Source organism: Corynebacterium sp., assembly GCF_030152825.1.
Classification (GTDB): Bacteria; Actinomycetota; Actinomycetes; order Mycobacteriales; family Mycobacteriaceae; genus Corynebacterium.
The window spans coordinates 1-24,190 of sequence record NZ_JASLIP010000070.1 but is presented as its reverse complement, the minus strand read 5'-3'; the positions used below and the strand labels follow the sequence as shown (position 1 = coordinate 24,190).

The window sequence follows — 24,190 nt, the reverse complement described above, 5'->3', positions numbered from 1 at the left end:
CGGGCACCGCGGAGCGCCGCAACTACTGTTCGCCACCGCCGAGGATCTCGATGATGCGGTCGAAGTCCTCCTGACCGCCGAACTCGACGACGATCCGGCCGCGCTTCTTGCCCATCTGGACGCTGACCTTGGTCTCCAGGGTGTCCGCGAAGTCGTCCACCCAGCTGTTGACGTAGTCCGGCAGAGGAGCAGGGGTGCGCTGCTTGCGCTCCTGCTTCTGCCCCTCGCCACGGTTCATCAGCGTGACAGCTTCCTCCGTGGCGCGGACGCTCAGCCCCTCGGCGACGATGCGGTCAGCCAGCTGTGCCTGCGCTTCCTCGCCGCCCTTGAGCCCCAGCAGGGCGCGGGCGTGGCCGGCACTGAGCACGCCTGCGCTCACGCGTCGCTGCACCGCGACGGGCAGCTGGAGCAGGCGAATCATGTTCGCGATCAGGGAGCGGGAGCGTCCGATGCGCTTGGCCAGCTGCTCCTGGGTCACGCCGAACTCCTCCAGCAGCTGCTGATAAGCGGCCGCCTCTTCAAGCGGGTTCAGCTGCACGCGGTGGATGTTCTCTAGCAGGGCGTCGCGCAGCATCGCGTCGTCCTGCGTCTCACGGACGATGGCCGGGATCGTCTCCAGGCCGGCCTTCTTGGATGCGCGGAGGCGACGCTCACCCATGATGAGCTCATAGGGAGCAGGCGCGCCGCTGACCGGGCGAACCACGATAGGCTGCATGAGCCCAAACTCCTGGATGGAGTGGACGAGCTCGTTGAGCTGTTCCTCATCGAAGACAGCGCGCGGCTGCTTCGGGTTTGTGGTGATCGCGTCGAGGGGGAGTTCCTGATAGGTCGCGCCGAAGCTATCCGTATTGGGGACGTCCGGGGTGCCGGACTCACCCTGAAGTTCAGCCGAGCCCTGCGGCGCGGTCGAACCCTGCGGCGCGGACGAGCTTGCGGAGCGGGACTGGGAACCGCTCTTCTTCGCGGCGCCGTCCTTCGAAGCGCCAGCCTTCGCAGCCTTCGGACCCGTGGCGCCCTTGGCATCCGAACCGGTGACTTCACCCGATGCCCCGGAGGCGGATTTTTTGGCCGCCGCGCCGGTGTTCTCGCCCATACTGGAGGTTGGGCGATTAACGTCACTGTGACGAATATCCGCTCCGCCATTTCCGGACGCCGATCCGGCGCCGCCACGGGCAGCATCCTCGAAATCCTGACCCGCGTTCTGGCGGGCGGCCGCCCCGCCGGCGCCCCCGCCGCCGAGAATCACATCAGCCGCGCCGTTGCCCAAACCCGGTCGAGACGGACCAGTCGGGATCAGGCTCGCGAGACCGCGACCGAGTCCGCCGCGTCGGGTGGCCTCCCGGTCGGGGAGGGCCGCCGGCATCGCCGGCTTGCGGGCCGCGCCGCGAGGCGCCTTCGCGCCACCCTGAGCGCTCGAAGCCTTCTTAGATGCCGAATCCTTCTTAGCCACGGTCTTTACCTTCAATCCAAAGTTGTGATGATGGGGGAGGCGGGGTCTGCCCGGAAACCGGGCATTGTTTCACGTGAAACATTCGAGGGTTTAGATGTTGTGCAGCTCCGGCGCGATGCCGATCGGGGCGGTCTCCTCGCTCGGGAGGTAATCGCCACGCTTGGCGAACTCAACAGCGGCATCGAAGTAGGCAAGAGCGCCGCGCGAACCACCGTCGTACTGGAGAACAGTCTGGCCGTAACCAGGAGCTTCGGACACCTTGACCGAGCGCGGAATGTGATTGTCCAGGACCACGGAGCCGAAGTGGTTCCGCACCTCGTCGGAGACCTGCTCGGAAAGCTTCGTGCGGCCGTCGTACATGGTCAACAGGACGGCGCTGATGTGCAGGTTCTTGTTGAGGTTCTCGCGGATCATCGAGATGTTATTCAGCAGCTGGCCCACGCCCTCGAGCGCGTAATACTCGCACTGGATGGGGATGAGGACCTCATTGACCGCGGTCATCGCGTTGATGGTCAGCAGGCCAAGGGAGGGCGGACAGTCGATAAACACATAGTCGAAGCCCTGCTCGGCAAGGAAGTCATCGTTGATCGCATCGACCAAGCGGTACTCGCGCCGGACCATGGACACGAGCTCGATCTCCGAGCCGGCGAGGTCGATGGTCGCCGGGATCGTGTACACGTTATCGTTCACCGGGTTCTGCTGCATCACCTCGGCAGCGTTCATCTCGCCGATGAGCAACTCGTAGCTGGAGGGGGTACCCATCCGGTGCTCGGCGTCGAGCGCCGTGGAGGCATTGCCCTGCGGGTCCAGGTCGATGACCAAAACCTTGAGGCCGTGCAGCCCCAGCGCCCAGGCGAGGTTCACCGTGGAGGTGGTCTTACCGACCCCACCCTTCTGGTTCGCGATCGTAATCTTCCGGGGCTTCTCTGGCTTCGGAAGCTTCAGGTTGTGGGCGTTCTGCATCTTGGCAGCCTGGCGCGCGGCCTGCGCGATCGGGGTGTCATCCCACTGCATTGGTGCCACTACCCTTCCTCCGTCCGTCGCGATCCTCGTGATCGCCGCAATGTTTCACGTGAAACAATTTCCTTTGAGTCGCCCGCTTTAGCGCGCCTTTTCCACAATGACAGCGAAGGTGGATTCCTCCAGCACGCCCTTGCCCAGCTCAACCACGGAGCGTGTCCCTCCGCCAAGCTTATCAATCTGGGCCTTATCCCGCTCCAGCTCTTCAGCCACGGAACTACCCTTCAGGGCGCGCATCTGGCCACCCACTCGAGCGAGAGGGAGGGACCACTGGCACAGGCGCCCCAGTGGTGCGACGGCCCGGGAGGTCACGACGTCCGCGCCCGCAAGCTTCCGGACGATTGCCTTTTCTTCCGCGCGTCCACGGTGGACCTCGACGTTGTCCAGGCCCAGGTCCTCGACGACCTCCTCCAGGAACTTCGTGCGGCGCAAAAGCGGCTCCAGCAGCTGCACCTTCACGTTGGGACGTGCGATGGCCAGCGGGATACCTGGGAGGCCAGCCCCGGAACCGACGTCGATGACCCGCTCGCCGTCCTCGATGATCTCGGCAAGGACGGCGGAGTTCATGATGTGGCGATCCCAGATGCGCGGCACCTCGCGGGGGCCGATGAGGCCACGCTGGATGCCGGCGGTCTCGAGCCACTGGGCGTAGCGCTCGGCCAAAGGAGCGCGGTCGCCAAAGACCTCACCCAGGTTCTCCGGGCGCAGCCCATCGACCTGCAGCTCGCCCCCGTGGTTATCCGGCGTCAGGGACGTGATCTGCTGCTCACCGGTAGAGCCGCCGGCAGCCGCGGCACCCTTCTTGGAGTCCGCAGCGGCCGGGTTGGGGGACTGGTTTTTCGAAGCGTCAGAATCACGATGTTTCACGTGAAACATTCTAGTGGCTTTCCACGACAACCCAACTTTCTCCCAGACCGGGTGGGCAGGGGAAGAGGACGATCTCCCAAAGGAAAGTGGGGGCTTGCCGGGCAGCGGCCCGAAAGAGGGGCAAACTCGATGGGGAAGCCTCTTACGGCAACGAAGGAGAGGCGACGATTCTGGCGGGCGCGTGAGCGGGCGGGCAGGCGCCGGAACAAAACGGGAGTGCGGAACCACTGGAGAGCCTCGACGTCCTGAAAAGGGCAAAGAAAAAGCGCCACACGGCGAACCGTGCGGCGCGGGGAGCGGAAGACCGGAGTTACTTCTTCCGCTTCTTGTTGTTCTTCGGCTTCGCACCCGGCTTCGGGGCGGAGGTGCGGCGGGCCTCGAGCTTCGCCTGGCGCTCCTCCTCCTCTTCCTTATCCATGATTCCGAACAGGATGCGCTGCTGGACGAAGGTCCACAGACCGTTGGTGAACATGTACAGAGCCAGACCAACCTGCCAGAGGAAACCACCGGCGAGGATCAGCAGCGGCATGAACCACAGCATGATGCGCTGCATCATGTCCATCTGCATCTGCATCTGCTGGGCCTTCAGGTCATCAGCCGCCGGCTTCGGGTTATTCGCCTGACGCTTCTTGTTGCGGTTCAAGGACAGGCGTGCGGTGAAGTGCATGATCACCGCAGCACCCAGCATCAGCGGCAGGACGACGGCGATGATGTTCGCCTTCGTGAAGTCCGGGGCGATGCCTGCCGGGGAGAAGGCGCCGTAACCGGAGGGGTCCATGGAGATGTAGGAGGACAGCGGCGCACCGAACAGGCGGGCGTCGAGGAAGGACTGGACCTCGTCCACGCCGAAGACGTAGTTCGGGGTGTTACGGGTCTCCTCGATGCTCATGCCCAGCTGGCCAGTGCCCGTGCCGGTGCGGTTGAAGGAACGCAGCACGTGGAACAGGCCGATGAAGATCGGCATCTGGATCAGCATCGGAAGGCAGGCCGCCATCGGGCGGACACCCATCTCCTGCTGCGCCTTACGCACCTCAACCATCAGCTTCTGCTGGTCGTTGGCGTACTTGCGCTGGAGTTCTTTCATCTTTGGCTGGAACTCCTGCATCTTGCGCGAGGAGCGGAGCTGGTTAGCGGTGGGCTTGACCAACAGGATACGGATGGTCACCACGAGGAAGACGATGGAAAGCGCCCACGTGGTGCCCGCGGCTGGGTCGAGCACATAGCTGAACACTTTGTGCCAGAACCACAGGACCGCTGAAATCGGGTAATAAATAAAATTCAGCACGTCTGGAGGGATCCTCTACTTTTCGGACGTCTCAAAATCTTGCGGAGTCTCTTCAGGCTTGGGCTTAGCCCTGCTCTTGCGGGGCGGAACGGGGTCCCACCCGCCCGGATGCCAAGGGGCACAGCGCAACAGCCGACCTATTGACAGTAACAGCCCCTTGAGCAGACCATGCCTTTCCAACGCCATGAGAGCGTAATTACTGCAGGTCGGCTCGAAGCGGCATGATGGCCCCATTTTAAGGGGCGAAAGGACATCCTGATAGGCCAACACCGCTCGGCGAGCCAGGGCGGCACGGCCAGTGACGCGTCGACGCGCGGTGCGGCTGCCGGCGCCGGCCTCGAACTCAGCCTGGGAGCCGGGGTTGCGGCGGGATTCGGCGCCCGGCTGTGAGCTGTGCTCAGTGGACTGGCCCCTGCCCCCCGCGGGGGAAGCACCGCGCTCAGCGGGAGAGCCGGGAGAGGCAGCGTCGCACATCGGACTCCAACTCCTTACTGCTAGCCTTCGCGCTGGCGGGGAGGGCGCGCACCACCACGAAGCTGGTCTCCTGCAGCTGTGGGGACGCCGCGGTGGCGTCGTCGTCGATGATGGTGGCCAGGACGGCGCGCAGCTTGCGGGAGACAGCGTGGCGGACCACGGCGTTGCCGACCGCCTTGGAGACGATGAGGCCCGCTCGCGGTCCGCCGGTCAGTTCCAGCGGGGCGTCGGGGCCAGGTTCCGGGGTCCAGAGGTGGACGACGACAGTGCGGCTGCCCTTGCGCGCACCCTTCTTCACCACGGTGCTAAACAGCGCTGAGGAGCGGAGACGGTGTTCCGGTGCCAGCATGGGAGGCTCCTTCGTGGTCGGTTGGGTGCGCGGGACCTGGCTAGTTTGGTCCGCATGAGGGTGAAATTACAGCAAAAACGGCGCCCACCGGGTGGCAGGCGCCGGAGCTTCCCACGTGGTGGGAGAGTGTGCGGCCAGGCTGGCCGCCCGCTCAATTAAGCGGTCAGGGACTTGCGGCCCTTACGACGACGTGCGGACACGATCGCGCGACCTGCGCGGGTGCGCATGCGGGTGCGGAAGCCGTGCACGCGTGCGCGACGGCGGTTATTAGGCTGGTAAGTACGCTTCGACACGGTACTTCACTCCTTAAAACTACGCGCGGAGGCGAAGCGCTGCGGCACCGTGATTGGGCGATGGCAGGGAGTGTTCCCTGCCACTGCGCCCGTGCGGTGCGCTGTACGCCACGCTGTCCACGCCGGTGGACTTGTGGTTGCCAGGGCTTCGGCGCCACTTGTGGAATGTGGGCGACGCAAAGCATCCGGCCAAAACGGCATCCGATACAAGGTCGGCTGTTGCCATAGACCGTTTAAGAATACTCAGCGGGGGAGCCGAAAACCAAATCTTCGCAGGATGACAGGCGTGTCATTTAAATCGCGGCTCGTGGAAAACTCCGGGTAATGCTGCAGTTTTGTGAATTGATCATCACACACAGTGGAATGTCAATCCACACAACTTGTGGATAACTTCTTCACCCCCGAAGGTTAAAGCACTAGTTTAGGGTTGGTTTTCGCAGGTCAATAGCGTTTTCGCCGAAAATTAGAAGTTGTCCACAGGAGCGGGGTAAATTGGGGACAACTCAATGGACAAGTTATCCACAGGTGTGGACAGCACTGTGGAAGCCCAGAACACACACCAAATCAGGCTGTGGGCAAAAATGTGAGTTCCGTGTGAACTCACGTGTAAATTGAAATGTCCTTAACGGTTACCCCCGACCCCGAGAAGAGAAGAAAAAGGCTCGCGCATGACTCACGTCCCAGATCCCGCGGATCCCACAAAATTCGCCACCATCTGGCACGGCCTCGTCGACGCGTGGATCGAGGGCGACGGCACCCAGTTCCCGCAGCTCTCCGCCAGCTCCCGCAGCGTGCTTCGGCAGATCCAGCCCGTTCTCTTCATCAACGGGATCGCCGTGATGACCACGCCAAACGAGTGGTCCAAGGGGGTCGTGGAGGGCGCGCTCGCCGAGCCGATCGAACGGGTCCTCGGGGATATCCTGCAATCCACAGTCACCCTCAGCCTCTCCATTCGGGAGGCCGAGCCAGAGGCCGCTGCCACCCCGCCGGCTAGCCCCAACACCGCTGGTAGCGCTGCCGAACAGCAGGCCCCAGCCGCCGACACCGCGGCCCACACCCCGGCACCATCCACCCCAGCTGCTCACTCGACAACAGCGCCCGCACCGGCAACCCCTGGGCCAGCAGAGCCCCCAGCACCACAAACCACGGCGCCACTCCAGCCCTCTGCACCCGCGGAAGCCCCACAGCACGACCCGAGGCAGGACGAGCACACCCGCATCCTCGCCGCCGAGCGCCTAGCCCAGCAGCACCAGGGCGCCAACCAGCCAGAATCCCGCAACGAGGCCTTCGTGCCGGCCGAGGCGTCGTCGTCCCCAACCTCGGGCACGGAAGAAGGCGACAGGGACTCGGACACCCTGCTGAACAAGAAGTACACCTTCGAAAGCTTCGTGATCGGAGGCTCCAACCAGTTCGCGCACGCCGCCTGCCGCGCCGTCGCCGAAGCCCCAGCTCGCGCCTATAATCCGCTGTTCATCTGGGGCGAATCCGGGCTCGGCAAGACCCACCTGCTGCACGCAATCGGGCACTATGCCAAGGAACTGCAGCCGGACATGCGCGTGCGCTACGTGTCCAGCGAAGAGCTGACGAATGACTTCATTAACTCCATCGCCAACGACCGCCGCGAGGAGTTCAAGCGCGAATACCGCAACCTGGACATGCTGATCGTGGACGACATCCAGTTCCTGCAGGGCAAGGAGTCCACGCAGGAGGAGTTCTTCCACACCTTCAACGCGCTGCACCAGGCGAATAAGCAGATCGTGCTTTCCTCCGACCGTCCGCCGCGCCAGCTGACCACGCTCGAGGATCGCCTGCGCACGCGTTTTGAGGGTGGGTTGATTACGGACGTCCAAACCCCAGACCTGGAAACCCGCATGGCGATTTTGTCCCGCAAGGCGGCCGCGGAGGGCACCACGCTGCCGGAGGACGTGCTCGAGCTGATCGCCAGCCGGTACGAGACCTCCATCCGCGAGCTGGAGGGCGCGCTGATCCGGGTGACGGCGTATTGCTCCCTTGGTAAGGAGCCGATCACGAAGCAGGCTGCGGAAATCGCGTTGCGGGACATCATGCCTGTTGACGATGTGCAGATGACCCCGCAGGTGATCATCGACGTGGTCTCCTCCTACTTCGACCTCACCGTCGACGAGCTGGTGGGGAAGGGGCGCACGAAGCGTTTCGTGCAGGCGCGGCAGATCGCGATGTATCTGTGCCGTGAGCTGACGGATCTTTCGCTGCCGAAGCTGGGGCAGGCCTTTGGCGGACGCGACCACACGACGGTGATGCACGCGGAGCGGCGCATCCGGGAGCAGCTGACGGAGGATCGCGTCACCTTCAATGAGGTCCAGGAGCTGACGCAGCGCGCGAAGGCCGCGGCGCGGGGTTAGTCCTTCTTTCTCGATCTTTCTTCGGGGGGCGTCCAGGGGTTGGGGACGTCCACGCGACCGTCGGGGTTACGGCAGGCGGTTCTTGGGGCGATTCTTGGGGTGGGCCTTCAATTTCGGGACGTCCGCGCGGGGCAGGGGAGCCGGATTCTTGGATTTTTGGGGCTGGCACACCGCGTGGCGCTTCGGGGCGGAAACGCAAATTCTTGGGGGTAGCGCCGGGGGCTCGGGGGATTCTCGTCCACAGTTGTGCACAGTTATCCACAGCATTCGGTGGATAACTCACCCGGAATGTGGATAAAAATAGGTCTTTGACCAAGTTTTTCCGGAGTTATCCACATGTCCACAGGGTTTTCCACAAGCGTAATTACAAGTTTGTGTTTCCGGGTGGATCAAGTTGAGGTTCAAGGTTGAAGCTTGTGACCTGGGGTTTCTGTGGATAACTGCCTAGATCTTGGGAAACCGCAGGTGGATGGCCTGTGGATAACTCGCGAATGACAAAAGTTATCCACAATTGGGCACAGTTATCCACAGAGTCGTCCACTCTGTCCCCACAACCCGATTCGGCCCCCGGCGTGGGTAAATGACATGTTTTCCACAGTTTTCACACCCCCTACTAACACTGCTGAACTTCCCAATTGGCAAAGAGAGAAGAAATTGGTGGTGTGCATAGTCCCGGTCTGCCAGGCGTTGCCGTGCCAAGCCTCGAAGGGGAGCAAATAACAAGCAAGCGCACTTTCTTCGGCCGTGTCCGGTGCGTCGGCTACTCTTGAGACTCGAAGAAAAAGACAAAGTTTTGAAGCACGTTCAAGGCGATGAACGTTGACCGGAGGGACAGCTCAGCATGGAGCAAGAAAATGTGAGTTTCTCGGTTGCGAAGGATGATTTCGCATCTGCACTGGCATGGGTCGCCCGTGCGCTGCCCACGAAGCCAACCCAGCCGATCCTGCGTGGCGTGATGATCCTCGCGGATGACGATGGCCTGGAGCTGTCGGGCTTCGACCGGGAAGTCTCCACCCGCGTGCGCGTGAATGCCAATGTTGACGAGCCAGGCCGCATCCTTGTGGCCGGTAAGTTGGCATCCGACATCGTCGGCGCACTTCCGGGCAAGGAAATCACCATGGAGTACTCCGGCTCCACGGTCCTGGTCCGCAGCAGCAGCTCCCGCTTCGAACTTCCCGCGATGACCATCGAGGATTACCCAGTCCTGCCGGACATGCCGGCCGTGACCGGCACCATCGACCCGAATCTCTTCACCGAGGCCATCAGCCAAGTCGCCATCGCCGCGGGTAAGGATGACACCCTCCCGATGCTCACCGGCATCCGCATGGAGATCGAGGGCGAAAATGTGGTTCTCGCAGCAACCGACCGCTTCCGTCTGGCTGTTCGTAGCTTCCAGTGGAACCCGGCATCCGCCGACGCCAAGGCCGAGCTGCTGATCCCGGCCCGCACGCTGGCGGACACCGCCCGCACCCTGGATCACAGCCTCAACGACCCGATCGAGATCGCCATCGGTTCCGGGGAGGACATTGGCGCGGACGGCCTGCTCGGCATCGTCACCGACGCCCGCCGCACCACCACCCGCCTGCTGGATGCGGACTTCCCGAAGTTCCGCCCGCTGCTGCCGGCCCGCCACAACGCAATGGCCTCCGTGGAGATCGCCCCGCTGCTCGACGCGATCCGCCGTGTCTCCCTGGTCGCGGAGCGTAATTCCCAGATCCGGATGAACTTCGAGGAGTCCACGCTCACGCTTTCCGCCGGTGGCTCCGATGTGGGTCAGGCCGAGGAAGTTCTGAACTGCGCCTACCACGGCGAGCCCCTGACCATCGCCTTCAACCCGGCGTACCTCAAGGACGGCCTGAGCGCGATCCACACCGAGCGCGTGGTCTTCGGATTCACCCAGCCCTCCCGCCCCGCGATCCTCATCCCTGCACCGGCCGAACTGCCGGAGGCCGAGGAGGACGGCACCTTCCCGGACCCGGAGACCAACTTCAAATACCTGCTCATGCCGGTGCGCCTGCCGGGCTAAAGCCCGCGCGAACCCTCGGCATAGAGTGGAAACATGTTTGTCCGCAGCCTAGAACTCCACGACTTCCGGTCGTGGCGGGAACTCTCGCTGCAGCTGGATCCGGGTGTCACGGTGTTCTCCGGGCCCAACGGGCACGGCAAGACCAACATCGTTGAGGCCCTGGGCTACCTAGCCCACCTGGGCTCCCACCGGGTCAATACCGATTCCGCTTTGGTCCGGGAGGGCCAGCGGATCGCCCGGGTCTCCGCCACGGCGGTGAACCACAACCGGGAGCTCACCGCCCACATCGCGATTCGTGGCCACGGGTCCAACCGTGCCCACATCAACCGCACGCAGCTGGCCACCACCAGCGAGCTGCTGGGCATCGTCCGCACCACCCTGTTCTCCCCGGAGGATCTCGCCCTGGTGCGCGGCGAGCCGGAGCAGCGCCGCAAGTTCCTGGACGAGATCATGGTCGCCCGCTACCCGCGGCTCGCGGCGGTCAAGGCGGATTATGATAAGTCGCTGCGCCAGCGCAACGCCCTGCTGCGCAATAACGTCTACGCGCTGCGCATCGCCCCCGAGAACGACGCGGAACGCCTCTCTGCCCTCGCCACCCTGGACGTCTGGGACGCCCAGCTGGCCGCACTCGGCGGGCAGATCATGTCCGCCCGGGTGCAGATCGTCCACGACCTCGCCCCGCACGTCGCGCAGACCTACGCCCGGCTCGCCCCCGAATCCCGGCCCGCGCACATGGCGTACACCTCGACCGTGGACGCGGACCTAGCCCAAGTGGGCGTGCTGCTGGGCGAGGCGGAGCTGGAACGCGACCCGGCCGCCGAGCTGGCGCTGCTCTCCCCGGAGGTCGCGGAGGCCACGTTGCTGCAGGCCTACGCCCACAAGCGCACCCAAGAGGTGGACCGCGGCACCACGCTGATCGGCCCGCACCGCGACGACCTCGTGCTCATGCTGGGAACCCAGCCAGCCAAGGGTTTCGCCTCCCACGGGGAGTCCTGGTCCTTCGCCCTGGCGCTGCGGCTCGGCGCGTTCTTCATGCAACGCGAGGATGGCGTTGAACCGGTGGTCATCTTGGATGACGTTTTCGCGGAGTTGGATTCTTCCCGACGTCAACAGCTCGTCGGGCTGCTCACCGAAGCCGAGCAGGTGCTCATCACCGCGGCCGTGGGGGAGGACATCCCCGCTGAGCTGCGGGATATCGCCACGTTCCATGATGTTCGCGCGGTGCACGTCACCGAGGAGGGCGAGCAGCGGCGCATTTCTGTGATTGACGAGACCATCCCCCGCGATAGCGTCCCTGGGCAGGCCGAGGAGCACGCCACCGAACCCAGCGAAGAGAAGCGAGCCGTCGAAGAGCCAGGTGAGACGGCAGAAAACTCCGAACACTCCGAGCCGGCCGCCGATGAGGGTCAGCAGCCGGGGTCGGCAGCCTCTACTGGCGGTGAGCAGCCGTGATGGAGCAGAACCGCGAGCAGCAGCCGCGTGAGAATCCCAACCGCGAGGAGCAGTTCCTCGACCCCGTCGCCCAGGCCCTAGAAGCCATCAAAAAGGCCGGCGGTAAGCCCGCCGCCGGCAAGAACGCCGATCTTCCCCGCATGGCGCGCAGGAACGGCTGGAACCGGGGCCGCCGCGGCACGCTCGCAGAACCTGCCACGGACTCCGGCAGCACCGGCAACACAGCGCGCACCAGCTCCGGCGTCCAGCGCATCAAAACCCGCATGGACGGCCGCGCCGACCGCAGCTACCGCGACCCCGGCAGCTTCGCCGCCCTGCTCAGCCGCGAAATCCGGCGCCAGGGCTGGGAGGAAAACGTCGGTGTCCGCCGCCTCATGCAGGACTGGGAACACCTCGTCGGCCCCAAGATCGCCGCACACACCCGGCCGGTGAAATTCGACGAGAAAAACAAGTTCCTCCACGTCCAGAGCGACTCCACGCCCTGGGCAACCCAACTGCGCCTCATCCAGGCGACCATCCTGAAGAAAATCGCGCAGGAGCTGGGGCCGGATGTGGTCGTCGAACTAAAGATCCACAACCCGGACTACGGGCCGCGACAGACCGGCCGCCTCCGCGTCCAAGGGCGGGGCAAACGCGACGATTACGGCTGAGCGCCACGCAGCTCGCCCGGGCCGCCGGAAACTGTATTTTCGCAGGAAAAGCCGGTAGACTGGTGAAGTTAATTAGTGGCACACGAAGGAGTTTTACCCACCGTGGGTGCACCAGAACCGCAGAACACGCCAGCTCCGCACGAGCACAAGCCGGGTGACTACGACGCATCGTCGATCACCATCCTCGAGGGCCTCGAGGCAGTCCGGAAGCGCCCGGGCATGTACATCGGCTCCACGGGAGAGCGTGGCCTCCACCACCTCATCTGGGAGGTCGTGGACAACTCCGTGGACGAGGCCATGGCGGGCTACGCCAAGAAGGTCTCCGTCACGCTGAAGGAGGACGGCTCCGTCGAGGTTTCCGACGACGGCCGTGGCATCCCGGTGGAGATGCACCCTTCCGGCGCCCCGACCGTGCAGGTCGTCATGACGCAGCTGCACGCCGGCGGTAAGTTCGACTCCGATTCCTACGCGGTCTCTGGTGGCCTGCACGGTGTTGGTATTTCCGTGGTTAACGCCCTGTCCACCCGCGTGGAGACCCGCATCGTCCGCGATGGTTACGAGTGGTACCAGGAGTTCATCAACGCGGTGCCGCAGGAGCTCGTGCAGGGCAAGAAGCGCCGCGGTTCCGGCACCACCCAGCGGTTCTGGCCGGACCCGGAGATCTTCGAGACCGTGGAGTTCAACTTCGACACGGTCGCCAAGCGCCTGCAGGAGATGGCATTCCTGAACAAGGGCCTGACCATCACCCTCACCGACGAGCGCCCGGAGGCCATCGAGGCCGAGGAGCCGGAGGAGGGCCTCGAGGACCTCACCGAGCAGGCTGAGGCCCCGAAGTCCGCCGAGGAGCGCCAGGCGGAGGAAGAGGCCAAGAAGAAGAAGGGCCCGCGCACCAAGACGTACCACTACCCAGAGGGTCTGAAGGACTACGTCGCGTTCATCAACCGCAAGAAGCAGCCGATCCACCCGACGATCGTCAGCTTCGACGCCAAGGGCGAGGACCACGAGGTCGAGGTCGCGCTGCAGTGGAACGACGGCTACCAGCAGTCCGTCCACACCTTCGCGAACACGATCAACACCTTCGAGGGCGGTACCCACGAGGAGGGCTTCCGCGCCGCGATGACCTCCCTGATCAACCGCTACGCGCGTGATCAGAAGCTGCTGAAGGAGAAGGACTCCAACCTTACCGGCGACGACGTCCGCGAGGGCCTGGCTGCCGTCATCTCCGTCCGCGTCGGTGACCCGCAGTTCGAGGGTCAGACGAAGACGAAGCTGGGCAACACCGAGATCCGCGGCTTCGTGCAGCGCGCGATCAACGAGCACCTTTCCGACTGGCTGGATGCCAACCCGGCCGAGGCGAAGGTCATCGTGCAGAAGGCCGTGGCCTCCGCGCATGCTCGCCAGGCGGCCCGCAAGGCCCGTGACCTGGTACGCCGCAAGTCCGCCTCCGATATGGGCGGGCTGCCAGGCAAGCTGGCCGACTGCCGTTCCAAGGACCCGATCAAGTCCGAGCTCTACGTGGTGGAGGGTGACTCCGCGGGTGGTTCCGCGAAGTCCGGCCGGGACTCGATGTACCAGGCCATCCTGCCGCTGCGCGGCAAGATCCTGAACGTCGAGAAGGCCCGCATGGACCGCGTGCTGAAGAACGCCGAGGTGCAGGCGATCATCACCGCGCTGGGCACCGGCATTCACGACGAGTTCGACATCAACAAGCTGCGCTATCACAAGATCGTGCTGATGGCCGACGCCGACGTGGACGGCCAACACATCGCAACGCTGCTGCTCACGCTGCTGTTCCGCCTGATGCGTCCGCTCGTGGAGGGTGGCTACGTGTACCTGGCCCAGCCGCCGCTGTACAAGCTGAAGTGGGGCAAGGGCGAGCCGGGCTACGCGTTCTCCGACCGGGAGCGCGATGAGCAGCTGGAGAAGGGCCTGGCCGAGGGTCGCAAGATCGACACGGATGATGGCATCCAGCGCTACAAGGGTCTTGGCGAGATGAACCCGAAGGAGCTGTGGGAGACCACGATGGATCCCACCACCCGTACGCTGCGCCAGGTGTCCCTGGAGGACGCGGAGGCTGCTGACGAGCTGTTCAGTATCCTGATGGGTGACGACGTTGTCGCCCGCCGTAGCTTCATCACCCGCAACGCGCGCGACGTCCGTTTCCTGGACGTTTAGCGTCCGGCTTTCCGGTCCGGGGGCGGTCGGTGCCGGTCGGTCGGTGTCAGGCTGGCGCCGGCCGTTGACCCAAGATTAGAGGCCTAATCTTGGGTCCGGTGGGGGTGTATCCAAGATTATTGCGATATTCTTGGGTCATGGTGTGGCCGAGCGTGAATTACGAGACCCTTGATTGGGTTTCTTCTGCCGAGGTGCGGGAGGCGATGTCCCGCCGCGCCAAAGAGCAGATGCCCAAGCAATATGACAGTGCCCTTGTCCCACGCATCGCAGAGGTACCCCTCAGCCTCAGTACCGACACCTTCGCCCATTTGGAGCAGGTGGCGCTGCAAGTCACGAGGTTCGATGCGGAACAATCCAACGCGATCCTGCCCTTCACGGCGCTACTGCTGAGGAGTGAATCCTTCGCGTCGAGCCGGATCGAGGACCTCTCATCCTCGGCGCGCAAGATCTTCGAGGCGGAGATCGAGGAGTACGCAGGTACCAAGAACGCCCAGCTCATCCTGGCAAATACCCGCCAGATGCAGGAGGCGACCAAGGAGCCGCGCGTCAGTGTCGATGGCCTCCTGGATATGCACCGTGTGCTGCTCGAGGAATCCGCCCCGGAGATCGCGGGGAAGCTCCGCACCGAACCAGTGTGGATCGGTGGCAAGAATCTTTATCCCGAGGGTGCGCTGTTCGTGCCACCGCAGCACGAGCATCTACCAGCGCTCATGGCAGACCTCGAAGAGTTCTGTCGGCGCAGGGATCTTCCTGCTATCGCCCACGCGGCGATCGCGCACGCACAGCTGGAGACTATTCACCCTTTCGCGGATGGAAACGGGCGCACTGGACGCGCACTGATTCATATTCTGCTGCGCAACCATGGGCTCACAAGTAATGCAGCGCTGCCTATTTCCGCTGGTCTGTTGCGTAATACCGAGGAATACTTCGATGGCCTCAACGCATACCGGGAAGGCCGACCGGAGGAGATCATTACGCTCTTCGCGGACGCAGCGCTTCACGCGGTGGAGCGGGGGAGTTGGCTGGCCCAAGAGCTCGAAGAGCTTGATCAGCAGTGGCGCGACCTGGACATTGGTCGGAAGGACCACTCGGCGTGGGATCTGCTCGGCCTCCTGCTGCACAGACCGGTGTTGACCGCGAAGATGGTATCCGAGGAGCTCGATCTCAGTGATACTCGCGCCCGTTCGGCACTCCGGCGGCTCGAGGAGGTTGGCGTTCTTCGCTCCTCGGCCAGTGCCGTGAAGGGGATCAGGGCGTGGCGTGCGGTGGAGGTATTGGAAATTCTCGACGAGTTCGCTGAGGGATGGGTCGCCGTGAGCAGCCACTCACAGCATTATCTTGATATAGCCAAATGTGTTCGGGGGCACACATATCATGTGACGGGTGAGCGAAAATAACGAAGTATCCGTCGAGGACGTGCACCGCCAGTGGGTGCACGTGCAGATGGCGGACGGCACCACCACGGCCGTGCGCATCTTCACCCCACCGCTAGTGGGCGGAGAAGGCCCAGCTAGTTCGGCCCAGGCCGGTAGCCAGCCCGGCAGCTCCGCCACGAACGCTGAGCCAGCCGAGCCGCGCACCGCCGCCGAGAGCGGCCACGATGGGAAGAAACCCCTGGTGATCCTGTGGCCGGGCTTCGGTGTCGGCGCCCGTTATTACGAGCCGATCGCCAAGGAGCTGGCTACCCGTGGCTGGATCGTCGCCATCGGCGAGCTGCACGGCCAAGGTGAATCCACTGCTGCCGCCAGCCGTACCCAGGACTGGGGCTATCACGATCTGGCCAGCTCCGATTTCCCGCGCACGATCCGCGCGGTCAAGCGCCGTCTGGAGCTGGGGGAGAAGTACCCGACGATCATGCTGACCCATTCGATGGGCGGGCAGATGGCAGCGGTGTTCTTGGCCCGCCCGGAGGCCAAGGAGCTCAACGTGCTGGGCTACATGGGTGTCGGCACCGGCACCCCGTACTACCGGGGTTTCACTGGGCGCACCCGCGCCGAGCTTAGGCTCGGCTCCCTGCTGATGAGCGCGATCGTGCTGGCCCGCGGCTACCAGCCGGAGGGGCTGCTGGATATCGCCAACTACGGCCGGCAGGCGCGGAATCACATTCTGGAATGGACCAAGCTCGCGCAGCGCAATAGCTTTAAAAACCTGCACGGCCAGGACATGGACTACGTCGCGGCGATGAAGGATACGTATACGAATATCCTGCTCACGCGCTTTTCCAACGACGACGACTGCCCCCTCGACTCCGCGAAGAATCTTGCGCTGCTCTTCCCGCAGGGTTGCGTCGCGGTGGAGGAGTACCCCGCGGAGGTGGAGCAGCTCGGCCACAACCGTTGGGCGCGCCAGCCGCAGGTCGTGGCCGACCGCTTCGAGCGCTGGGCCGCCACGGTCGAGGCCTAGCCCCGAGGGTTAAGAAGCCTAGTCAGGCCCGGCGCCTTCAACGCGAAGCGCCCGAGGCAGCGCTGCTTAGTTTTCCTCCGGCGCGGACACCGCCGGGTTCGCGAGCGTGGCATTGTGGCCCATCAGCACGGCCGGACCCTCCAGGACCACGCCGGGTCGCATGTGCTTCTTTAGCTCCTCGGTGGCCGGCAGGCAGGCGGTGAGCGCGAAGCCGCGGGCGTTCGGGGTGTCCTGAATAACGAAGAATTGCTTGCCGGTGAGCTCGTTGGTCGCGCCCCGTACCCCGGCGACGGTGATCCGCACGTGGTTCCACGGGTTGATCGCGTCGGTCTTGCCGTCGAAGAAGGCCTGCGCAGCGGGGGAGATCAACCGTGGCTTCGTAATAACCCCGTCCTCGCGCACGTGCTCCGGGTGGGCCTGCCGCCAGGCCGCCTCGCTGGGGTAGAGATGCATCTTGCCGCCGCCCAGCGCCGCGGTGAGGCAGAAGTTTACCAGCGGGATCATGCTGTCCTCGTCGGCGTTCGCGGCGATCCTGCCCTCCTTGACCACCTCGGGTCCGGAGACTGTCGAGTAGGAGAAGAAGTCATCAACGGCGCAGGTCACGCGCGGCGATCTCGCCTTCGGTGTTGAGCACGTCCACGAGCGCGACCGTCGGGGTGATGAGACCGACCCGCGCGGCCGTGGTCTCGGGGTGCATGAGGGAGGCCGCGACGGTGGAGTTCTTGTCCCCCATGAAGCGGATCATCCGCGCGCCGGAGGGGTCGATGTACGGGGAGATCATCTTGAAGCCGTGCGCGTTCGCCAGACCCTGGTTCTGCTCCTCGAAGGACCGCTGGATCATCTGGTCCAGCGGCTCTCCGTAGAAGCCGAGGGCTGCGAATTCCGCCTGTGGGGTCGGGAGAATGTTCTGAGCCATGCTGTTCGCCCGCACCTTCCCTTTCGTGTTCTGGCTGGGCTTTCAAGCCGGCGCTTTCTTCTCCCTCCATTCTGGCAGAGGCCGGGGCGGATTGTTTCACGTGAAACATTCGGGACGCCGACGTGGCGACGTCCTAGAACAGCGACGTCCGTCACGGCGGGCAAGTGCGATGGGGGCGACGTCCGTCCCTGGTTGCGGTGGTCCGAAAACGGCCCTACCCGATGCGGTAGCGCTGGGGGTCGACGAACTCCCGCTTCGCCTCGCCCGAAATTCCGCCCTCGGCGATGATCCGGCGCACAAACTCGGCGCTGAGCTTCGGCGTGCGGGTCTGCGTGGCGTAGTCGTTGTGCACCAGGCCGAAGCGCTGCGCCTCGCCGTCCGCCCACTCCCAGTTATCCACGAAGCACCAGTGGTAATAGCGCTCAAAGGGCAGGTCAGAGGCGCTAATCGCGGCTAGGTGGTCGTAGATGAAGCGGCAGCGGAAGTTCTCGAGACTTGTCGGGCTGCCGTTATCGCAGGTGCCGTTCTCCGTGACCCAGATCGGGGCGGGGTAGCGCTCGTGCATCCAGCCGGCGCACTCGATCAGGCCCTCCGGGTAGATCTCCCAACCAAGGTCATTGACCGGCTTGCCGGGCAGCGTGCCGTCCTCGAAGCCCGCGGACGCCGTGCGCGAGTAGTAATTCAGCCCCAGGTAGTCGTAGTACGTGCCCGGGGAGATATCCGAAGGCTGGCGACCCAGCACGCCCCGGAACTTCCCACCCAGCATCGCGTGGCTGAGCTCGTCCTGGAAGAGGAAGGCGCTCGACCGGGAGGCCAGCCGGTGTAGCGGATTACGCTCCTGAGCAGGAACGAAGGCGCGCATGTGGTGCGCGAAGCCCACCCGAGCGCCCGGCTGAATCCCGTGAATCAGGCGGTATGCTCGGCAGTGCGCGATCGCCATATTCCGCATCACCTTCAGCGCCAGCCGGTAGGACTTCTTCGCCGGCGGCGCCTCGTGGAAGAGGAAGCCGGAGGTGGCGTACACATTCGGCTCGTTGATGGTGACCCAGTCTGTGACCAGGTCGGATAGCCCCTTGACCACGTGGCCCACGAAGCGCAGCCAGTGCGCGATATTCTCCGGCTTCTCCCATTCGCCGAGCCGCTGGAACCACAGCGGATTATTGAAGTGGTGCAGCGTCACCAGCGGCACCATCCCGCGCTCCCTGACCAGCGCGATCTCCTCCCGGTAGCGGTCCAGGGCGGCGGTGTCCCATTGCCCGGGCGCGGGCTCGACGCGGGACCATTCGATGCCCATCCGGTAGGTCTTTAGCCCCAGGGAGCACATGAGTTCGGTGTCCTCCCGCCACCGGTTCCAATGGCCGTTGGCGCGCAGCGGGCTGGTGCCGTCGGCGATGGTGCCGGGGTGTTGGGCCCACTCGTACCAGTTGTTGTTCCGGTCGCCGCCCTCGATCTGCAGGGAGGACGTCGCCGTCCCGATCATCAGCTTGCCCAGCGGCAGGAAGGTGGTGGGGGAGGAAGGCATCGTGTTCTCCTTCGGTTGTGGGGTCTTCGGTTCAGCGGTCACGCGAAAAGTTTTGCGCTTAGCGGGTGGATTGAATCTTTAGGACGAGGACGCCTCCGGCCAGGCACATTGCACCTGCCAGGAGATAGAGCCCCGTGTAGCCCCTGAGCAGGCTGAGAGCGATCGCGGCAATGGAGGGGGCGAGCGTGTTTGGCAGCAGGACGGCGAGGTTCATCAGGCCCATGTGGGTGGCGCGCTCCTGCTCGGTGGGGAGCACGGCGTTAACGAGGGCCTGGTCGATGGCTTGGTACACGCCCCAGCTGAGCCCCAGGATCACGGCGCCGACCACGACCATGGTGAAGGAGCTGGTGAAGGCCAGCACCGCGCAGGCGCCAGCCACCCCGGTGGCGGCAAAGAGGATGAAGGGCTTGCGCGCGCCGAGCTTGTCCGAGAACCAGCCAGACCACAAGGCGGTGGCGACCACGCAGCCGGCGAACACGGCGGTGAGGATCAGCACGCCGAGCTCGGGGTCGTGGAAGCCGATGCGGTCGCGCAGGTAGTAGACCAGGAAGAATAGCGCGATCGCCTGGGCCAGCATCAGCAGCAGGCGGGTGATGAACATCCAGTAGAAGTCCGGGGCGTCCTTCGGGTTGGGGACGACGCGCCGGGCGGCCGCGAGGCCCGTAGGTGTCGTTTCTGTGGCGGCGGTTTTCGGCTGGTCAGCTGCCTGTTCAGCACCGAGTGCGGGGCTGGCCGCCGGGCTTGTATTCGGGGCCGCTTCCGGGTCTGCGGAGCCCGCCAGCCAGGGGAGTGGCTCCCGGTCGCGGCTGAGGAAGGGCACCGCCGTCGTCAGCAGCACGGCGATGACAGCGGCGTAGGCCCAGGGGCGGGGGAGCGCGACGGAGAGCGCGGTGCCGAGCACGATGCCCAGCGTGTACGTCATACCCATCACGCCGGAGACGGTGCCGAACTGCTGCTCGGTGACCTGGTCGGGGACGATGGACTGCGTCGGCGTCACTGCGAGGGCGATGGCGAACTGGAAGACCATCCACGCCGCCAACAACAGGCCGTAACCCAAGGTCCGGGAATCCCCAGGCAGCGTTGCCGTCCATCCCGCGACACCGAGTGCTACCGAGGCGATCGTGATGCCCGCGATGATCCAGGGGGTGCGGCGGCCCAGCGAGGAGCGCGTTCGGTCAGAGAAGATCCCCGCGAGCGGGGAGGCGAGCAGGCTGACGAGCCCGCCGGCTGTCATGAGTAGCGCGAGCTGGCGTTCCTTATCCTCCGGGCACCACACCAGGATCTGAGCGGAGAGCAGAAGGTTCGTCGGGGCTGCCCAGGCGATGTTCTGGCCGAGGTACAACAGGCCAAAGCGTGAGATCCATCCCCGGGAGACTTCTTGCTTGGGGCTTTGCACAACAGTCACGGGGGAAAATCATAGTTTTCTCGGCAAATGTTTTTGGGCTTTTAAGAATCCCCGCCACTGGTCCGTGGGCTCAAAAACTGTGCGCTGACGTGGTAGAATGGTTGGGTCTATTCCAAGTAGAAAGGTTCACCAACTCCAGTGAGCGACGATACTAACGGTGGAGATAACCTGTTCGACCGCATCGAACCGATCGACTTGCAGAAGGAGATGCAGAACAGCTACATCGATTACGCGATGAGCGTGATCGTGGGCCGTGCCCTCCCGGAGGTTCGGGATGGCATGAAGCCGGTTCACCGGCGCATTCTCTACGCCATGTTCGACAACGGCCACCGGCCGGAACGCGGATACGTCAAGTCCGCGAAGCCAGTGGCAGAGACCATGGGTAACTACCACCCACACGGTGACTCCGCGATCTACGACACCCTCGTGCGCATGGCCCAGCCGTGGTCGATGCGCTACCCGCTCGTCGACGGGCAGGGTAACTTCGGCTCCCGCGGTAACGACGGTGCTGCAGCAATGCGTTACACCGAGTGCCGCCTCACCCCGCTGGCGATGGAGATGGTCCGCGACATCCGCGAGGACACCGTCATCTTCCAGCCGAACTACGACGGCAAGACCTCCGAGCCCACCGTCCTGCCCTCCCGCGTCCCGAACCTGCTGATGAACGGTTCCGGCGGCATCGCCGTCGGCATGGCGACCAATATCCCGTCGCACAACCTCAACGAGCTCGCGGACGCCATCTACTGGCTCCTGGAGAACCCGGAGGCCGAGGAAGCAGAAGCCCTCGAGGCCTGCATGGGCTTCGTGAAGGGCCCGGACTTCCCGACCGCGGGCCTCATCGTCGGCGAGAAGGGCATCGACGACGCCTACCGCACCGGCCGCGGCTCCATCCGCATGCGCGGCAAGGCCGAGATCGAGGAAGAGGGCTCCCGCCAGGTCATCGTCATCACCGAGCTGCCGTACCAGGTCAACCCGGATAACCTGGTCAGCTCCATCGCCGAGCAGGTCCGCGACGGCAAGCTCAAGGGCATCTCCAAGATCGACGACGAGTCCTCCGACCGCGTCGGCCTGCGCATCGTCGTCACCCTGAAGCGCGACGCCGTGCCGCGCGTGGTGCTGAACAACCTCTACAAGCACTCGCAGCTGCAGACCAGCTTCGGTGCGAACATGCTGTCCATCGTCGACGGTGTGCCACGCACCCTCCGCCTTGACCAGATGCTCTCGCTGTACGTCAAGCACCAGATCGACGTCATCGTCCGACGCACCCAGTTCCGCCTCCGCAAGGCCGAGGAAGACGCTCACATCCTGCGCGGCCTGGTCAAGGCACTGGACGCATTGGACGAGGTCATCGCCCTGATCCGCAACTCCGCGACCGTGGATATCGCGCGCGAGGGGCTGATGGACCTGCTGACCGTCGACGAGATCCAGGCCAACGCCATCCTCGCGATGCAGCTGCGCCGCCTGGCAGCTCTCGAGCGCCAGAAGATTATCGACCAGCTGGCCGAGCTCGAGCGCATCATCGCCGACCTCGAGGACATCCTCGCCAAGCCGGAGCGCCAGCGCGCCATCGTCCGCGACGAGCTCGCCGAGATCGTCGAGAAGTACGGCGACGAGCGCCGCACCCAGATCGTCTCCGCCACTGGCGACGTCTCCGAAGAGGACCTCATCGCCCGCGAGAACGTCGTCGTGACCATCACCTCAACCGGCTACGCGAAGCGCACGAAGGTGGACAGCTACCGCAACCAGCGACGCGGCGGCAAGGGCGTGCGCGGTGCCGAACTGCGACAGGACGACGTGGTCCGTCACTTCTTCGTCTGCTCCACGCACGACACCATCCTGTTCTTCACGAACATGGGCCGGATGTACCGCCTGAAGACCTATGAGCTGCCGGAAGCGACCCGCACCGCACGCGGCCAGCACGTCGCCAACCTGCTGGAATTCCAGCCGGGCGAGCAGATCGCACAGGTTATCCAGATCCAGTCCTTCGAGGACGCCCCGTACCTGGTGCTCGCCACCGCGCAGGGCCGTGTGAAGAAGTCCCGCCTCACGGACTACGCCACCACCCGTTCCTCCGGCCTGATCGCCATCAACTTGAACGAGGGCGACAAGCTGATCGGCGCGCAGCTGTGCTCCGCCGAGGACGACCTGCTGCTGGTCTCCGAGGAAGGCCAGGCCATGCGCTTCACCGCCGACGACGAGACGCTGCGCCCGATGGGCCGCGCCACCGCCGGCGTGTACGGCATGCGCTTCCGCGGTGAGGACCAGCTGCTGGCCATGACGGTCGTGCAGGAGGACTCCGCGCTGTTTGTCGCCACCTCCGGTGGTTACGGCAAGCGCACCCCGATGGAGGAGTACCCGGCGAAGGGCCGTGGTGGCCTGGGCGTTGTGGCCTTCAAGTACCAGAAGTCCCGCGGCAAGCTGATCGGCGCGCTGACGGTCACCGAGGATGACGAGATCCTCGCGATGACCAGCGCCGGTGGGGTGATCCGCACCGAGGTCAACCAGATCCGCGAGACCGGCCGCTCCACCATGGGTGTGCGCCTGGTCGACCTGGATAAGGGCGTTGAGCTCGTCGCCGTCGACCGCAACGTCGAGGAAGAGGCGGAAGAAGAGGTCGCCCAGGTCGAGTCGAAGCCGAAGGACGCTAAGAAGTGACCCCCGAGGGCACTGAGAAAGTGACCTCGGAGGCTAGCGACCAGGCGGCTGACGCGGTCGAGAAGGAGACGGCACCGGCCAAGGACGCCGCCGGGGCCGAGACTTCGGTGACCGGAAAGGCGGCGTCTGAGAAGGCGGCGTCCTGGAAGGCGCGAGCGCCGCGCGGCCGGGAACTGACGCTGACGTTCATCGACGTGCGCTCCGCCGGCCGGCTTGGCCTGGCGGCGGGCGGCGTCACCTTCGTGGTGTGGGTACTGGCCTGGATGCTCTTGTGGCTCGTGCTGGCGGTGGCCGGCGTGTGGGGCCGCATGAACACCCTGCTCGCCGACATTGCGGGCTTCGGCGGGATCTCCGGCTGGGGCGTGCTGGGCGCGGTGGCGCTCGTTGGCGTCCTGGAGTTCTTCGTCGTCTGGGGCATCGTGCCGCTGGCTGCGCTGGTGTACAACGCGGCTGCGGACGTCCTCGGCGGGCTGAAGGTGCGCGTCGCGGGCCCAGAGGACGCGGCGACGGCGGAGATGCCGGAGAACGTGGCCGCGCCGGAGACGTCGACAACCTCGGAAGAGGCCTAGCTCAAGGCCTGCATTCTGGCGGAAGACAACTTCATAAAACAGGGGCTGACCAGGCGATTTGGTTTATATCGCACCGCATGGATACACTAGTCCCTGTTCGAAGGGCCTATAGCTCAGGCGGTTAGAGCGCATCGCTGATAACGATGAGGTCGGTGGTTCGAGTCCACCTAGGCCCACCATTCGAACACACTTCGAATGAAGTTCGGGGCATTAGCTCAATTGGTAGAGCATCTGCTTTGCAAGCAGAAGGTCAGGAGTTCGATTCTCCTATGCTCCACAGAACGAACCCCAGGTCGCA

20 protein-coding genes and 2 tRNA genes are annotated in these 24,190 nt (G+C 64.5%); 11 read left to right on the top strand and 11 right to left on the bottom strand.

What is annotated here, in order from left to right:
- Nucleotides 1-22 precede the first annotated feature (22 nt).
- From Q1V78_RS07830 to rpmH, 7 genes are all read right to left on the bottom strand, one after another.
- Entirely contained in the window at nucleotides 23-1,450 is a 1,428-nt protein-coding gene (locus tag Q1V78_RS07830) for a ParB/RepB/Spo0J family partition protein (protein ID WP_300613336.1), read from the bottom strand.
- A gap of 90 nt (nucleotides 1,451-1,540) precedes the next feature.
- On the bottom strand, nucleotides 1,541-2,464 hold the full coding sequence (locus tag Q1V78_RS07825; protein ID WP_300613342.1) for a ParA family protein: 924 nt from the start codon (nucleotides 2,462-2,464) through the stop codon (nucleotides 1,541-1,543).
- 87 nt (nucleotides 2,465-2,551) lie between these two features.
- A complete protein-coding gene (gene rsmG, locus Q1V78_RS07820; RefSeq protein WP_300613334.1) occupies nucleotides 2,552-3,367 on the bottom strand; it encodes a 16S rRNA (guanine(527)-N(7))-methyltransferase RsmG in 816 nt (271 codons plus the stop codon).
- 280 nt (nucleotides 3,368-3,647) lie between these two features.
- The gene (yidC, locus tag Q1V78_RS07815) at nucleotides 3,648-4,622 is read right to left on the bottom strand and encodes a membrane protein insertase YidC (protein ID WP_300613332.1); all 975 of its coding nucleotides are present in this window, start codon (nucleotides 4,620-4,622) and stop codon (nucleotides 3,648-3,650) included.
- A 15-nt stretch (nucleotides 4,623-4,637) separates the two neighbouring features.
- Nucleotides 4,638-4,907, bottom strand: coding sequence for a membrane protein insertion efficiency factor YidD (yidD, locus tag Q1V78_RS07810; RefSeq protein WP_300613340.1), 270 nt, complete (start codon nucleotides 4,905-4,907; stop codon nucleotides 4,638-4,640).
- A 154-nt stretch (nucleotides 4,908-5,061) separates the two neighbouring features.
- Entirely contained in the window at nucleotides 5,062-5,445 is a 384-nt protein-coding gene (gene rnpA / locus Q1V78_RS07805; protein WP_300613330.1) for a ribonuclease P protein component, read from the bottom strand.
- Between the two features lie 155 nt (nucleotides 5,446-5,600).
- Nucleotides 5,601-5,738: a 50S ribosomal protein L34 gene (rpmH, locus tag Q1V78_RS07800; RefSeq protein ID WP_012361251.1), complete on the bottom strand. Its 138-nt coding sequence runs from the start codon at nucleotides 5,736-5,738 to the stop codon at nucleotides 5,601-5,603.
- 668 nt (nucleotides 5,739-6,406) lie between these two features.
- Between rpmH and dnaA the strand changes: the two genes are divergently transcribed.
- From dnaA to Q1V78_RS07765, 7 genes are all read left to right on the top strand, one after another.
- Nucleotides 6,407-8,119 (top strand): chromosomal replication initiator protein DnaA, encoded by a 1,713-nt coding sequence (gene dnaA / locus Q1V78_RS07795; RefSeq protein WP_331550844.1) that lies wholly within the window; start codon nucleotides 6,407-6,409, stop codon nucleotides 8,117-8,119.
- An 841-nt stretch (nucleotides 8,120-8,960) separates the two neighbouring features.
- Entirely contained in the window at nucleotides 8,961-10,145 is a 1,185-nt protein-coding gene (dnaN, locus tag Q1V78_RS07790) for a DNA polymerase III subunit beta (RefSeq protein WP_300613327.1), read from the top strand.
- Nucleotides 10,146-10,178: 33 nt separating this feature from the next.
- Nucleotides 10,179-11,597 (top strand): DNA replication/repair protein RecF, encoded by a 1,419-nt coding sequence (gene recF / locus Q1V78_RS07785; RefSeq protein WP_300613325.1) that lies wholly within the window; start codon nucleotides 10,179-10,181, stop codon nucleotides 11,595-11,597.
- Entirely contained in the window at nucleotides 11,597-12,247 is a 651-nt protein-coding gene (locus Q1V78_RS07780) for a DUF721 domain-containing protein (RefSeq protein WP_300613338.1), read from the top strand. The genes recF and Q1V78_RS07780 overlap by 1 nt, the downstream gene beginning before the upstream one ends.
- A gap of 102 nt (nucleotides 12,248-12,349) precedes the next feature.
- Nucleotides 12,350-14,422, top strand: coding sequence for a DNA topoisomerase (ATP-hydrolyzing) subunit B (gene gyrB, locus Q1V78_RS07775; RefSeq protein ID WP_300613323.1), 2,073 nt, complete (start codon nucleotides 12,350-12,352; stop codon nucleotides 14,420-14,422).
- 152 nt (nucleotides 14,423-14,574) lie between these two features.
- Nucleotides 14,575-15,819 (top strand): Fic family protein, encoded by a 1,245-nt coding sequence (locus Q1V78_RS07770; RefSeq protein ID WP_300613321.1) that lies wholly within the window; start codon nucleotides 14,575-14,577, stop codon nucleotides 15,817-15,819.
- A complete protein-coding gene (locus Q1V78_RS07765; protein WP_300613319.1) occupies nucleotides 15,806-16,825 on the top strand; it encodes an alpha/beta fold hydrolase in 1,020 nt (339 codons plus the stop codon). The genes Q1V78_RS07770 and Q1V78_RS07765 overlap by 14 nt, the downstream gene beginning before the upstream one ends.
- A 66-nt stretch (nucleotides 16,826-16,891) precedes the next feature.
- Here Q1V78_RS07765 and Q1V78_RS07760 read toward each other — a convergent pair whose 3' ends face one another.
- The 4 genes from Q1V78_RS07760 to Q1V78_RS07745 all read right to left on the bottom strand — a co-directional run bounded on the left by Q1V78_RS07760 (nucleotide 16,892) and on the right by Q1V78_RS07745 (nucleotide 20,668).
- Nucleotides 16,892-17,428: a hypothetical protein gene (locus Q1V78_RS07760; protein ID WP_300613317.1), complete on the bottom strand. Its 537-nt coding sequence runs from the start codon at nucleotides 17,426-17,428 to the stop codon at nucleotides 16,892-16,894.
- Nucleotides 17,412-17,741: a hypothetical protein gene (locus Q1V78_RS07755; RefSeq protein WP_300613315.1), complete on the bottom strand. Its 330-nt coding sequence runs from the start codon at nucleotides 17,739-17,741 to the stop codon at nucleotides 17,412-17,414. Before Q1V78_RS07755 ends, Q1V78_RS07760 begins: the two co-directional genes overlap by 17 nt.
- Nucleotides 17,742-17,955: 214 nt before the next feature.
- Entirely contained in the window at nucleotides 17,956-19,305 is a 1,350-nt protein-coding gene (locus Q1V78_RS07750; protein ID WP_300613313.1) for a glycoside hydrolase family 1 protein, read from the bottom strand.
- Between the two features lie 16 nt (nucleotides 19,306-19,321).
- On the bottom strand, nucleotides 19,322-20,668 hold the full coding sequence (locus tag Q1V78_RS07745; RefSeq protein ID WP_300613312.1) for an MFS transporter: 1,347 nt from the start codon (nucleotides 20,666-20,668) through the stop codon (nucleotides 19,322-19,324).
- 138 nt (nucleotides 20,669-20,806) lie between these two features.
- On the opposite strand from Q1V78_RS07745, the gene gyrA reads away from it, so the two are divergent.
- From gyrA to Q1V78_RS07725, 4 genes are all read left to right on the top strand, one after another.
- Nucleotides 20,807-23,323 (top strand): DNA gyrase subunit A, encoded by a 2,517-nt coding sequence (gene gyrA / locus Q1V78_RS07740; protein WP_300613310.1) that lies wholly within the window; start codon nucleotides 20,807-20,809, stop codon nucleotides 23,321-23,323.
- Nucleotides 23,320-23,892, top strand: a complete 573-nt coding sequence (locus tag Q1V78_RS07735; protein ID WP_300613308.1) for a DUF3566 domain-containing protein — start codon at nucleotides 23,320-23,322, stop codon at nucleotides 23,890-23,892. Before gyrA ends, Q1V78_RS07735 begins: the two co-directional genes overlap by 4 nt.
- Nucleotides 23,893-23,994: 102 nt before the next feature.
- Nucleotides 23,995-24,071 (top strand) — tRNA-Ile (locus Q1V78_RS07730).
- Between the two features lie 25 nt (nucleotides 24,072-24,096).
- A tRNA-Ala gene (locus Q1V78_RS07725) sits at nucleotides 24,097-24,169 on the top strand.
- Nucleotides 24,170-24,190 lie beyond the last annotated feature (21 nt).

What these genes read in the sequence shown, in the direction of transcription:
- Q1V78_RS07825 (WP_300613342.1), bottom strand. Translation starts at nt 2,464, where the DNA reads ATGCAGTGGGATGACACCCCGATCGCGCAGGCCGCGCGCCAGGCTGCC.
- rnpA (WP_300613330.1), bottom strand. Translation starts at nt 5,445, where the DNA reads ATGCTGGCACCGGAACACCGTCTCCGCTCCTCAGCGCTGTTTAGCACC.
- dnaA (WP_331550844.1), top strand. Translation starts at nt 6,407, where the DNA reads ATGACTCACGTCCCAGATCCCGCGGATCCCACAAAATTCGCCACCATC.
- dnaN (WP_300613327.1), top strand. Translation starts at nt 8,961, where the DNA reads ATGGAGCAAGAAAATGTGAGTTTCTCGGTTGCGAAGGATGATTTCGCA.
- recF (WP_300613325.1), top strand. Translation starts at nt 10,179, where the DNA reads ATGTTTGTCCGCAGCCTAGAACTCCACGACTTCCGGTCGTGGCGGGAA.
- Q1V78_RS07780 (WP_300613338.1), top strand. Translation starts at nt 11,597, where the DNA reads ATGGAGCAGAACCGCGAGCAGCAGCCGCGTGAGAATCCCAACCGCGAG.
- Q1V78_RS07755 (WP_300613315.1), bottom strand. Translation starts at nt 17,741, where the DNA reads ATGGCTCAGAACATTCTCCCGACCCCACAGGCGGAATTCGCAGCCCTC.